The 11514-nt window shown below is 69.8% G+C and carries 13 protein-coding genes; 6 read left to right on the top strand and 7 right to left on the bottom strand.

Features of this window, described 5'->3' with window-relative positions:
• Positions 1 to 560: 560 nt before the first annotated feature.
• Positions 561 to 1202 (bottom strand): DNA-3-methyladenine glycosylase, encoded by a 642-nt coding sequence (locus ACFYZJ_RS06155; protein WP_388563341.1) that lies wholly within the window; start codon positions 1200 to 1202, stop codon positions 561 to 563.
• Positions 1203 to 1408: 206 nt separating this feature from the next.
• Between ACFYZJ_RS06155 and ACFYZJ_RS06150 the strand changes: the two genes are divergently transcribed.
• The 3 genes from ACFYZJ_RS06150 to ACFYZJ_RS06140 all read left to right on the top strand — a co-directional run bounded on the left by ACFYZJ_RS06150 (position 1409) and on the right by ACFYZJ_RS06140 (position 3446).
• Positions 1409 to 2191, top strand: coding sequence for a sporulation protein (locus ACFYZJ_RS06150; RefSeq protein ID WP_388563339.1), 783 nt, complete (start codon positions 1409 to 1411; stop codon positions 2189 to 2191).
• Between the two features lie 45 nt (positions 2192 to 2236).
• On the top strand, positions 2237 to 2776 hold the full coding sequence (locus ACFYZJ_RS06145) for a YbhB/YbcL family Raf kinase inhibitor-like protein (protein WP_388563337.1): 540 nt from the start codon (positions 2237 to 2239) through the stop codon (positions 2774 to 2776).
• 163 nt (positions 2777 to 2939) lie between these two features.
• On the top strand, positions 2940 to 3446 hold the full coding sequence (locus ACFYZJ_RS06140) for an HNH endonuclease (RefSeq protein ID WP_388563336.1): 507 nt from the start codon (positions 2940 to 2942) through the stop codon (positions 3444 to 3446).
• Between the two features lie 75 nt (positions 3447 to 3521).
• On the opposite strand, the gene ACFYZJ_RS06135 is transcribed toward ACFYZJ_RS06140, so the two are convergent.
• The 3 genes from ACFYZJ_RS06135 to ACFYZJ_RS06125 all read right to left on the bottom strand — a co-directional run bounded on the left by ACFYZJ_RS06135 (position 3522) and on the right by ACFYZJ_RS06125 (position 5932).
• Positions 3522 to 4493 (bottom strand): SPFH domain-containing protein, encoded by a 972-nt coding sequence (locus tag ACFYZJ_RS06135; protein ID WP_388563334.1) that lies wholly within the window; start codon positions 4491 to 4493, stop codon positions 3522 to 3524.
• 129 nt (positions 4494 to 4622) lie between these two features.
• Complete coding sequence (locus tag ACFYZJ_RS06130) at positions 4623 to 5051, bottom strand: NfeD family protein (protein ID WP_388563332.1); 429 nt, start codon at positions 5049 to 5051, stop codon at positions 4623 to 4625.
• Between the two features lie 83 nt (positions 5052 to 5134).
• A complete protein-coding gene (locus tag ACFYZJ_RS06125) occupies positions 5135 to 5932 on the bottom strand; it encodes an ABC transporter ATP-binding protein (protein WP_388563330.1) in 798 nt (265 codons plus the stop codon).
• Positions 5933 to 6083: 151 nt separating this feature from the next.
• On the opposite strand from ACFYZJ_RS06125, the gene ACFYZJ_RS06120 reads away from it, so the two are divergent.
• Positions 6084 to 6866 carry a hypothetical protein gene (locus ACFYZJ_RS06120; protein WP_388563328.1) on the top strand — a complete coding sequence of 261 codons (783 nt, stop codon included), beginning with the start codon at positions 6084 to 6086 and terminating at the stop codon, positions 6864 to 6866.
• Between the two features lie 218 nt (positions 6867 to 7084).
• Here ACFYZJ_RS06120 and ACFYZJ_RS06115 read toward each other — a convergent pair whose 3' ends face one another.
• The 3 genes from ACFYZJ_RS06115 to ACFYZJ_RS06105 all read right to left on the bottom strand — a co-directional run bounded on the left by ACFYZJ_RS06115 (position 7085) and on the right by ACFYZJ_RS06105 (position 9237).
• Positions 7085 to 7327 (bottom strand): chaplin, encoded by a 243-nt coding sequence (locus tag ACFYZJ_RS06115; protein ID WP_388563326.1) that lies wholly within the window; start codon positions 7325 to 7327, stop codon positions 7085 to 7087.
• A gap of 130 nt (positions 7328 to 7457) precedes the next feature.
• Positions 7458 to 8099 carry a response regulator gene (locus tag ACFYZJ_RS06110; RefSeq protein ID WP_388563324.1) on the bottom strand — a complete coding sequence of 214 codons (642 nt, stop codon included), beginning with the start codon at positions 8097 to 8099 and terminating at the stop codon, positions 7458 to 7460.
• Positions 8092 to 9237, bottom strand: a complete 1146-nt coding sequence (locus tag ACFYZJ_RS06105) for a GAF domain-containing sensor histidine kinase (protein ID WP_388563322.1) — start codon at positions 9235 to 9237, stop codon at positions 8092 to 8094. Before ACFYZJ_RS06105 ends, ACFYZJ_RS06110 begins: the two co-directional genes overlap by 8 nt.
• A 187-nt stretch (positions 9238 to 9424) precedes the next feature.
• On the opposite strand from ACFYZJ_RS06105, the gene ACFYZJ_RS06100 reads away from it, so the two are divergent.
• On the top strand, positions 9425 to 10120 hold the full coding sequence (locus ACFYZJ_RS06100; RefSeq protein WP_388563320.1) for an SDR family NAD(P)-dependent oxidoreductase: 696 nt from the start codon (positions 9425 to 9427) through the stop codon (positions 10118 to 10120).
• On the top strand, positions 10117 to 11253 hold the full coding sequence (locus ACFYZJ_RS06095; protein WP_388563318.1) for an S-adenosylmethionine:tRNA ribosyltransferase-isomerase: 1137 nt from the start codon (positions 10117 to 10119) through the stop codon (positions 11251 to 11253). Before ACFYZJ_RS06100 ends, ACFYZJ_RS06095 begins: the two co-directional genes overlap by 4 nt.
• The last annotated feature ends 261 nt before the right edge of the window (positions 11254 to 11514 follow it).

Genomic DNA, 11514 nt, shown 5'->3' with positions numbered 1-11514 from the left:
GTTCGTCCTGAGCCAGGATCAAACTCTCCGTGAATGCTTCCCCGTGATCGGGGCGAACACCACGAGAGCGGAACCTCCCGAGGAATAATCGGAAGATTCACAGCGTCCTCGCTGTGTTATTTCAAAGGAACCTCGCCCCAGCAGACGCTGGAGACGGGGTATCAACATATCTGGCGTTGACTTTTGGCACGCTGTTGAGTTCTCAAGGAACGGACGCTTCCTTCGTACTCACCGGAGAGACTCACTCTCTCGGCTTTCCTCCGGGCGCTTCCCTTCGGTGTTTCCGACTCTATCAGATCTTCTCTCGATCCGATTCCCGGCCGGCGGGATTGCCGTGGACCCGGGCTTTCGGCCCCGGCCTTTCGACATTCACTACGTTAGCCGATTCCCGTCGCCACTCATAATCGAGTTCTCCGAGTTCGAATTCCGGGCATGCGGGCACGCCGAAATCCGCCCTCTGAGAGGGAGTCCTAGGTAGTGGGGTGGCCGCCTCGGCTGCTGGCTGAACGCCGTAACCGTTCCAGCGGCTCGGGCTACATTACGCATCCTCCAGGGGCGCGTCAACTTCGGCGCCGCCGGGGCGTATGCGCCCGATAGGGGCTCACTGTGGGGTCGTTGGCGATCCAGAAGCGCCACGGATGGACGGCTCCGTCGCCGGCGACGCCGGTGCGCGGGCCGCTTCGTACCTGGTCAGAGGGCACCGGCGCGCCGGTCAGGATGCGCAGTGCTGTCTCGCCCGTGGCACAGGCGTCCGTGCCGTCGAGGGCGCGGTCCACACCCAGGGCCGTGGCCAGACGAGCTGGACCTTTGGCTAGTTCTTTGTCATTTCGGGCCGGGAGTCGGCGCTTCCGGGCGAGCTCGGCGCCCTCGATGATCTCGCCGGCGCGGAGCAGCACGGCACTCGCCCTGCCGACCGGACCGCACACCAGGTTCATGCAGTGCCACATGCCGTAGGTGAAGTAGACGTACACATGGCCGGGGGGACCGAACATCACGTCGTTGCGGGGTGTGCGGCCGCGATACGCGTGGGAGCCGGGGTCGTTCGGGCCGTCGTACGCCTCGACCTCCGTGAGGCGGACCGCGATCGGACCGTCCGGTGTGGTGCGGACGAGGATGCGCCCCAGGAGGTCCGGCGCGACCTGGAGTACGGGCCGGTCGAAGAACTCCCTGGGGAGGGGCGTACGGTCGGGGGTCGCGATCATGGCGTACGAGCGTAGTCCAGACGGGTGTGTGCCCAAGGGTGGTCGAGAGTCCTCGTCCTTGGAAGGGTTGCGAGGGTGAGGGCGCGGAACCGGTTCCTGGCCGCATCGAGTGTCCACGGATCTACGGATCGGATGTCGTCCGCGGATGGGACGGATCCACGGGCTATGGGGCTGCGGGACAAACGTGGCCCGGGAGGGAAGGTTTCATGGGGTTCAAGCGGCTGCTCGCGAGCCTGGGAGCCGGCGGGGCGTCGGTCGAGACGGTGCTGACCGAGGGCAATGTCGTGCCGGGCGGTGTCGTCCAGGGCGAGGTGCGGATCCAGGGCGGGTCAGTCGACCAGGCGATCGAGGGCCTGAACGTCGGTCTGCAGGCCAAGGTCGAGGTGGAGAGCGGCGACGAGGAGTACCGACAGAACATCGAGTTCACGAAGGTGCGGCTCGGTGGTGCCTTCGAGCTCCGGGCGGGGGCTGTGCACGCCGTGCGGTTCGGGCTGGAGATTCCCTGGGAGACTCCGATCACCATGATCGACGGGCAGGCGCTGCGTGGAATGCACATCGGGGTGACGACCGAGCTGGAGATCGCGCGGGCCGTGGACTCCACCGATCTCGACCCGATCAACGTGCATCCGCTGCCCGCGCAGAAGGCGGTCCTGGACGCGTTCATCCAGCTGGGCTTCCGCTTCAAGAACGCGGACATGGAGCGCGGGCACATCCAAGGCACACGGCAGACGCTGCCCTTCTACCAGGAGATCGAGTTCTTCCCGCCGTCGCAGTACCGCGGTCTTAACCAGGTCGAGTTGAGCTTCGTCGCCGACGCGTACGAGATGGACGTCATCCTGGAGATGGACAAGAAGCCGGGGCTGTTCAGTGAGGGCAGCGACTCGTACCGGGCCTTCAAGGTCGGTCTGAACGACTTCCAGGGGACCGACTGGGCAGCGTACCTCCATCAGTGGCTGTCAGAGGTCGGAAGCAAGCGCAGCTGGTTCTAGGCTCGGAACTGGAATCAGTTGATCCACTGACTTGGAGGTACCGACGTGACGGAGCGCAAGAGGCCGCCGTTGCCGCATGACTTCCTTCCGCCCGTGCCCTCGTTCACGGTGACGAGCGAGGATGTCGAGCCGGGCGCCCGGCTCAAGGAGGCCCAGGTCCACTCGGCCGGGAACACCTCGCCTCAGCTGCGCTGGGAAGGCTTCCCGTCGGAGACCAAGAGCTTCGCTGTGACCTGCTACGACCCGGACGCCCCGACGGGGAGCGGGTTCTGGCACTGGGTTCTGTTCGACATCCCCGCCTCGGTCACCGAGCTGCCGGCGGGTGCGGGCGGCGGGAAGTTCGAGGGACTGCCCGAGGGCGCGGTGCACGCGCGCAACGACTACGGGACGAAGGACTTCGGCGGTGCCGCGCCGCCGCCCGGGGACGGGCCGCACCGGTATGTGTTCACGGTGTACGCCGTGGACCGGGAGAAGCTCGGTCCGGACTCGGACGCCTCTCCCGCCGTGGTCGGCTTCAACCTGCGGTTCCACACGCTGGCGCGCGCGCAGCTCATCGGCGAGTACGAGAATCCGGCCGCGGGCTGACGTAGAGCCCGTAAAACTGACGTTCATTGAACGTTTGCCCGCCTCTGGTCTTGGAAGTGATCAGAGGCGGGCATTTTTTATTGCGTTGTCCATCTCGGCGTGCCCGGCCAGAGTTGATCCAGCCCGCCACGGGGTGGGCAGGTGCACACGGGAGGTGGGCTGGATGCGTGACACGCTGGTGCTGAACGCGAGCTTCGAGCCGCTGTCGACGGTGACGCTGAACCGAGCCGTCGTTCTGGTGCTGCAGGCCAAGGCCGTCGTCGAGCAGGCCCACCCCGAACTCCGTATGCGGGGCGCCGATGTGGACATACCGGCGCCCCGGGTCATCAGGCTCTGCAGATACGTACGGGTGCCGTTTCGAAGACAAGCCCCGTGGTCGAGGCGGGGTGTCCTGGTACGGGACCGGCACAGGTGCGCGTACTGCGGGAGGCGGGCGACGACTGTGGACCACGTGGTGCCGCGGTCGCAGGGTGGCGGGGACACCTGGCTGAACACGGTCGCCGCGTGTGCCGAGGACAATCACCGCAAGGCCGACCGGACTCCGGAGGAGGCCGGGATGACGCTGCTGCGGCAGCCGTTCGAGCCGACGCCGGCGGACGCGATGTTGCTGGCGCTCGGACAGGACGACTTCGAGTCGCTGCCGGAGTGGCTGGCGCAGAGCGCGGCGTAGTCCGTAGGTGAGTCGGGGCCCGCCTTCCGAGGAAGGCGGGCCCCGACTCGTATGAGGGCTCGTTTGCGGGGCTGGTCAGTCGATGGACGGCTTCTCCCGGCGCTCGGTGCCCGTGCCACCGTTGGTGGAAGAGGAGCCGGAGGAACCCCCGTTGCCACCGGAACCGCCTGCCAGGGGGCCGAAGTTGCCCATGGCGCCGGACAGTCCCTTGAGGGCGTCGCCGATCTCGCTGGGAACGATCCAGAGCTTGTTGGCGTCGCCTTCGGCGATCTTCGGGAGCATCTGCAGGTACTGGTAGGAGAGCAGCTTCTGGTCCGGGTCGCCGGCGTGGATGGCCTCGAAGACCGTGCGCACGGCCTGGGCCTCGCCCTCGGCGCGCAGGGCGGCGGCCTTGGCCTCACCCTCGGCCTTGAGGATCGCGGACTGCTTCTCGCCCTCCGCGGTGAGGATGGCGGCCTGGCGCGTACCTTCCGCGGTGAGGATCGCGGCGCGCTTGTCGCGGTCGGCGCGCATCTGCTTCTCCATCGAGTCCTGGATGGAGGTCGGGGGCTCGATGGCCTTCAGCTCGACGCGGTTGACGCGGATGCCCCACTTGCCGGTGGCCTCGTCGAGGACGCCGCGCAGAGCCGCGTTGATCTCCTCGCGGGAGGTCAGGGTGCGCTCGAGGTCCATGCCACCGATGATGTTGCGCAGGGTGGTGACGGTGAGCTGTTCGATGGCCTGGATGTAGCTGGCGACCTCGTAGGTGGCGGCCCGGGCGTCGGTCACCTGGTAGTAGATGACGGTGTCGATGTTCACGACCAGGTTGTCCTGGGTGATCACCGGCTGCGGGGGGAACGGTACGACCTGTTCGCGCAGGTCGATGCGGTTGCGGATGGAGTCGATGAACGGGACTACGATGTTCAGGCCCGCGTTCAACGTCCGTGTGTAGCGGCCGAAGCGCTCGACGATGGCCGCGCTCGCCTGGGGGATGACCTGGATCGTCTTGATCAGGGCGATGAAGACCAACACCACCAGAATGATCAGGACGATGACGACCGGTCCCATCGTGATTCCCTGCTTCCTTCTCCGCCTCGGCGCCTGTGGGATCTTACGGTTGTTGAAGATCTTGCTGGTCGAGTGTGACAGACCGTCGCGTACCTCGTGGGCTGTTCGGCGCAGTTGCGTCCTTGGCGGTCACATGATGATCGCCGTGGCCCCGTCGATGTCCACGACGTCGACTTCCTGGCCCACCTCATAGGCGAGTTCGCTGTCGAGCGGTCGGGCCGACCAGACCTCACCGGCGAGCTTGATACGGCCGCCACTCGCGTCGACGCGCTCGAGGACGACGGCCTGTCTGCCCTTCAAGGCCTCGATGCCGGTGGCGAGTTGGGGTCGCTGGGCGCTGTGCCGGGCCGCGATGGGCCGTACCACGGCGATGAGCGCGACCGAGACGACGGCGAACACAGCGACCTGGAAGACCGCGCCGCCGCCGAGGCCACCGACCACGGCCGCCGCGACGGCGCCCACCGCGAGCATCCCGAGCTCCGGCATCGCGGTGATCACGAGTCCGATGCCCAGCGCCGCCGCGCCGATCAGCCACCACACCCACGCGTCGATGTCCACACGGTCATGGTAGGGCCGCCGGTACGGTCGCGGACAGGGCGCAGAGTGCGCCGCAGACGGCTTCTTACCGAGGTTTGCGCGGGTCAGGACAGGGGCAGGCCGTGGGCCGTCCAGCGCTCGCCGACCTGCTCGACGACGAGCGGGAGGCCGAAGCAGAGGGAGAGGTTGCGCGAGGTCAGCTCGAGTTCGAGCGGGCCGGCGGCGAGCACCTTGCCCTGGCGGATCATCAGGACGTGGGTGAAGCCGGGGGCGATCTCCTCGACGTGGTGGGTGACCATGATCATGGAGGGGGCGATCGGGTCGCGAGCCAGGCGGCCGAGGCGGCGTACGAGGTCCTCGCGGCCGCCGAGGTCGAGGCCGGCGGCGGGCTCGTCGAGGAGCAGCAGCTCGGGGTCGGACATCAGGGCGCGGGCGATGAGGGTGCGCTTGCGCTCGCCCTCGGAGAGGGTGCCGAACTTGCGGTCGAGGTACTCGCTCATGCCGAGGCGGTCGAGGAAGGCGCGGGCGCGCTGCTCGTCGACGTCCTCGTACTCCTCCTGCCAGCCGGCCGTCATGCCGTACGCGGCGGTGAGCACGGTCTGCAGGACGGTCTGGCGCTTGGGGAGCTTGTCGGCCATGGCGATGCCGGCCATGCCGATGCGGGGGCGCAGTTCGAAGACGTCGGTGCCGGGCTTGCCGAGGGTCTCGCCGAGGATGGTGGCGGTGCCCTTGCTGGGGTAGAGGTAGCTGGAGGCGACGTTCAGAAGGGTGGTCTTGCCGGCGCCGTTGGGGCCGAGGATGACCCAGCGCTCGCCCTCCTTGACCGACCAGGAGACCTGGTCCACCAGAGCCCGGCCCTCGCGGACCACGGATACGTCCTGAAGCTCCAGAACATCGCTCATGAGCGCGTTGTCTCCCCTTGCAGTGTGGCCTGTGTCGGCTCTCGCGTACGCCTGTGGGCGTGGTCCGCCACGCCGGTGGGCGCAGCCCCCACGAAATCTACGCCACCGGCCGCCCGGCCTATTCCATAGGTCGGCTCCTTAGGGTGGGGGCATGCTCTCGGAACCACGTTCAGGACGGCTGGCCGCATGGGGAAATGCCCTTTTGGCCGGACTTGTTTCGCCGGACGACGCCGCGTCCGCCATCGTCGGGGAGGATGCGGTGCACCGGGTGGAAGGGCTGCCGGGTGAGTCTGTGCCCGTCGGTCTCACGCTCGCGCTGGGGCGGCTGCGCACGCTCGGGGTGACCGGGCTGCGGGTGGCGTTGCCCGCGCCGGGGCATCCGCTGGGGCTGAGCGGGCCGCCGGAGTTCAACGCGCGGGCGCTGGAGGCCGAGGAGGCGGTGGTCTGCTACGGGGCCGCGATCGGGCTGGTGCCCTCGGTGGCCGAGGCGGGGCCGGAGGGCGATGTGCACGTGGAGGTTGTCTGGCACTGTCTGCCCGTGCGCGAGGCGCCGCCCGCCGATGTGCCGTCGCTCGGGGAGGCCGAGCGGGAGCTGGCGGAGGCGCTGCGTGAGGCGACGGAGGTGCTGTCGCGGCTGGATGTGGCGGGGTCGGGGCCGGTGGCTGAGGCGGCGATCGACGCGTACCGGGCGCGGGCCGAGCGGGGGCGTGAGGTGCTGGCGCCGGGGTATCCGCCGCGGGCGGTGCGGGTGCTGGAGTTGGCCCAGCGGGTGGCTTTGCTGCTGTCGCTGGCGTACGAGAACGGGCACGGCGGGGCGGTGAGCGCATCGGAGATGGCGGCGCGGGCGCATGTGCTGCGGCCGGTGGAGCGAACGGCTCGGCGGGCGCAGGTCGCGGCGTACAACTCCGTAGTGGAGCAGCGGGAGCGGGGGTGAGCGCCGGGTGCGTGGTTGCCCGGCGATGTGGGCGTCCCCGGGGGCTCCGCCCTCAGACCCCCGCGTCGGCCTGAACGGCCTCGTCCTCGAACTCCTTCAAGCTCTTCGAGCAGGGGGTACCCCCAGACGGGCTGATCGCGCCTCGCCCCGGCCGCAGATGTGCCCGAAGCCTCCCGGGTGTGGCCGGGAGGCGGAGGTGCACGCGGGGTCTGCGGAGCTCAGTGGTTGAGGCCCAGGTTGCCGAAGGCGGGGTTCAGGGCGCCGATCACGTTGACCGTGTTGCCGACCGCGTTCACCGGGATGTGGACCGGGGCCTGGACGACGTTGCCCGAGATCACGCCCGGGGAGCCCACGGCCTTTCCGTCGGCGTGGGCCGAGTGGGCGGAGGCCATGCCCGTGCCGGCGGCGAGCAGGCCGCCGGCCACCATCGTCACGGCTGCGGCCTTCTTCAGGTTCTTCACTTCCAAGTCCTCCTTGCGATCACTGCGGCAGCTCCGCAGCACGCACTGGAGAACGCCTGGGAGCCGGCGAGGATGCGCCACTCGGGGGACATACACCCGACAGTATGAATCTCCGACCGGAAGGGAACCCTCAGCCGTTCACCCCGTGCCGTACCGCCCACAGCGCCGCCTGCGTACGGTCCGCCAGGTCGAGCTTCATCAGGATGTTCGACACATGGGTCTTGACCGTCTTCTCCGACAGCACCAGCGCACGGGCGATCTCCCGGTTCGAGCGGCCGTCCGCGATCAGTGCCAGCACCTCGCGCTCGCGCTCGGTGAGTGATCCCGCTCTGCCCTGGCCCGTGGCCGCCTCCTCCTGGGAGAGCAGCACGCCCGCGACCTCCGGCTGCAGGAGGATGTGGCCCGCGTGCACCGAGCGGATCGCTCCGGCGAGCGCGTCCGGGTCGACGTCCTTGTACACGTACCCGGCGGCCCCCGCGCGCAGTGCGGGAACCACCGTGCGCTGCTCGGTGAAGCTGGTGACGATCAGTACGCGCGCGGGGTTGTCGAGTTCGCGGAGCTTGCGCAGCGCCTCGATGCCGTCCGTGCCGGGCATCTTGACGTCCATGAGGATCACGTCCGGGTGCAGTTCCTGAGCGCGGGCGACGCCCTCGGCGCCGTCGGAGGCCTCTCCCACGACCTCGATGTCGTCCTGCACCTCCAGGAAGGTGCGCAGTCCGCGGCGGACCACCTGGTGGTCGTCGACGAGCAGCACCTTGATTGCGTCAGCCACCAGGGACCTCCATCTCGATCGTGGTGCCCTTCCCGGGCTCCGATTCCACGGTCAGCTCGCCGCCGACCCCGCTCGCCCGGTCCCGCATGGAGACGAGACCGAGGTGGCGTCCCGCCCGGCGTATCGCCCGAGGGTCGAACCCGCTGCCGTCGTCCCTGACGCGCAGGACGGCGCCCGGGCCGCGCTTCTCCAGGGTGACGTCCACCCGCTCGGCTCCGGAGTGCCGCAGGGCGTTGTGCAGGGCCTCCTGGGCGACGCGCAGCAGCGCCTCCTCCTGGGCGGCCGGCAGGGCACGCACGTCACGGCTGGAGAAGGTCACGCGCGCGGTGTGGGCGCGGTCGAGGACCTGGACCTGGGTGCGCAGGGTGGCGACCAGGCCGTCCTCGTCGAGGGCCGCCGGGCGCAACTCGACGACGGCGGCGCGCAGTTCGTCGGCGGCCTCCGCGGCGAGCGCGGCCACCTGCTGCAGCTCGCCCTTGGCCCGCCTGGGGTCGCGGTCGACCAGGGTGGCCGCCGCCTGGGCGGTCAGGCGCAGGGAGAAGAGCTTCTGGCTGACCGCGTCGTGCAGTTCGTGCGCCAGCCGGGAGCGCTCCTCGGCGATGGTGAGCTCGCGGCTGCGCTCGTACAGCCGGGCGTTGGTGAGGGCGATCGCGGCGTGCTGGGCGAGGATCGACAGCAGTTCCTCGTCGTCCTCGGTGAAGCCACAGCCTCCCTCCGGCTTCGAGCACCGCTTGTTGGCCAGGAACAGCGCGCCGATGATCTCGTCACCGTCGCGGATGGGCAGGCCCAGGAAGTCGGACAGCTCGGGGTGGGCGCTCGGCCAGCCCTCGAAGCGGTGGTCCTTGCGGACGTCGGCGAGCCGCTCCGGCTTCGCCTCGTGCAGCATCGCGGCCAGGATGCCGTGCTGGCGTGGGAGCGGGCCGATGGCCTTCCACTGCTCGTCGGAGACGCCGTCCACCACGAACTGGGCGAAGCCCCCGTGGTCGTCCGGGACACCGAGCGCCGCGTACTCGGCGTCGAGCAGTTCGCGGGCCGAGGCGACGATCGTCTTCAGGACGTCGCGCACCTCCAGGTGCCTGCTCATGGCCAGCAGCGCGGAGCTGACCGCGTACAGGCCCGACCGGGGTCCATGGCTCATGACCTCACCGTACCGGTGAGGTGTGACGGTGCGTATCCGACGGGTGGCGGGCGTGCCTGGTCCGCCCGCCCTAGGGCCAAGGGCCCTGGTTCTCTGCGGCCCGCGTCCGAGGCGGCCGGGCACATGCCGTTCCTACGGTGAGGCCACCGCCGATCACCGGCGGTCACGGAACCAGGGGACGGTCATCATGCCGGTTGCGATCATCACGGGGGCTTCGAAGGGGCTGGGGCGGGCGCTCGGCGCGGCGCTGGCGCGGCGCGGCTGGGATCTGGTGCTGGACGCCAGGACCGCGCCCGTCCTGGCGGAGACGGCGGCGGCGCTCGCCGGATACGGGACACGCGTGGAGGCCCTGCCGGGGGACGTCACGGACGCCGCGCACCGTGCGGACCTGGTGGCGGCGGCCCGGAAGCTGGGCGGCCTCGACCTGCTGGTGCACAACGCGAGCGCGCTGGGCGCGGAGCCGCTGGTACGGCTGGAGGAGCTGGCCCTGGCCGGGCTGCGGCGGGCATTGGAAGTGAACGTGGTCGCCGCACTGGGCCTGGCGCAGGAGGCGCTGCCGCTGCTGCGGGCGTCGGACACGGGCACGGTGATCGCGGTCAGTTCGGACGCGGCGGCCGAAGCGTACGAGACGTGGGGCGGGTACGGGGCGTCCAAGGCGGCGCTGGACCATCTGGCGGCGGTGCTCGGCGCGGAGGAGCCGGGGCTTCGGGTGTGGGCGGTGGACCCGGGGGACATGGCGACGGACCTGTATGCGGCGGCCGTACCGGACGACGTCGGTCCACGGCCTGCGCCGGAGAGCGTGGTGCCCGCGTTCCTTCGGCTGCTGGACGAGCGTCCGGCGAGCGGTCGCTACGGTGCGCCGTCCCTGCTGGAGGCACGGTGAGGACGGCGCTGAGGATCCCGGAGGAGCTGTCGGCGCGGGTTCCGGCCGAGCAGCGGGGCCCGGGCCGGGACCGGGACTCGGTGCGGCTGCTGGTCTCACGGGGCACCGAGGTGGCGCACCACGCGTTCACGGAGCTGCCGGGGCTGCTGCGGGCCGGGGACCTGCTCGTCGTGAACACCTCGCCGACACTGGCGGCCGCGGTGGACGGGCGGATCGGGCACGCGCGCGTGGTGGTGCACTTCTCGACGCGCGGGGACGACGGACGGTGGGCCGTCGAGCTGCGGGATCCGGATGGAAAGGGAACCACGCGCGCGCGTGCGGGAGGGCCGGCGGGAGCAGAGGTGGGTCTTCCGGACGGCATACGGCTGGTGCTGGAGGAACCCCTGTCGGAGCGGAGCAGCCGCCTGTGGTGGGCCCGGCCGTCGGATCCGGACGTGTCCGGGCTGCTGGGCCGGCACGGGAGGCCCATTCGCTACTCCTATACGGACCGGGACCAGCCGCTCGCCGCGTACCAGACGGCGTTCGCGCTGCCGTCCGCCGATGGCGCGGGCAGCGCGGAGATGCCGAGTGCGGCGCGGCCGTTCACCGCGCGGATGGTGACGGAGCTGGTGAGCCGGGGCGTGCAGTTCGCACCGATCACCCTGCACACCGGGGTGGCGTCGGCGGAGGCGCACGAGCCACCGTATCCGGAGCGTTTCGCGGTGCCGGAGTCGTCCGCGTGGCTGATCAACGCCGTGAGGGCGATTCGGGCAAGGCGCGAGGCGCTTCCCTCGAAGGACGGTGGTGGGGGACGGGTGGGCGGCCGGGTGATCGCGGTCGGAACGACGGCCGTGCGGGCCGTGGAGTCGGCGGTGGGCAGCGACGGTGTCGTACGGGCGCGGGAGGGCTGGACCGATCTGGTGGTGACGCCGGAACGCGGGGTGCGGGTGGTCGACGGGCTGCTGACCGGTCTGCACGAGCCGGAGGCCTCCCATCTGCTGATGCTGGAGGCGGTCGCGGGGCGGGAGGCGATCGATTACGGATATGAGCAGGCGCTGGCCGGGCGGTATCTGTGGCACGAATTCGGTGACGCCCATCTCATCCTGCCGCCGAAACCCCCTCACACAGTGCATTGCTCCAGCAACTCTTTGTGAGACCGGGCCGGGCCGAATGTGAGGCCGCGCATAGGACCCACGTCACGTACGAAGGAGCATAGGAGAGGAAGAAGGAGCTTGTGAGCGGGGCAGGACGGTGGATCTGCCCCGTTTTGCCCTTCCTCGGGCCACTAATCCGGGTAGTAGGTCACACCTTTGCCTAGCAATTTTGCGACCGCTAAGAATTGCTTCCGTCGCTCGGCGCCGCGGTTTCGAACCCGCGGCGCTTGTGCTGGAACCACCCGTTCTTCTGCCGGCGCC

Source organism: Streptomyces sp. NPDC001848 (assembly GCF_042891915.1).
Lineage (GTDB): Bacteria > Actinomycetota > Actinomycetes > Streptomycetales > Streptomycetaceae > Streptomyces.
Note: the sequence above shows the minus strand (reverse complement) of the source record. Positions and strands in the feature narration are given on the sequence as shown.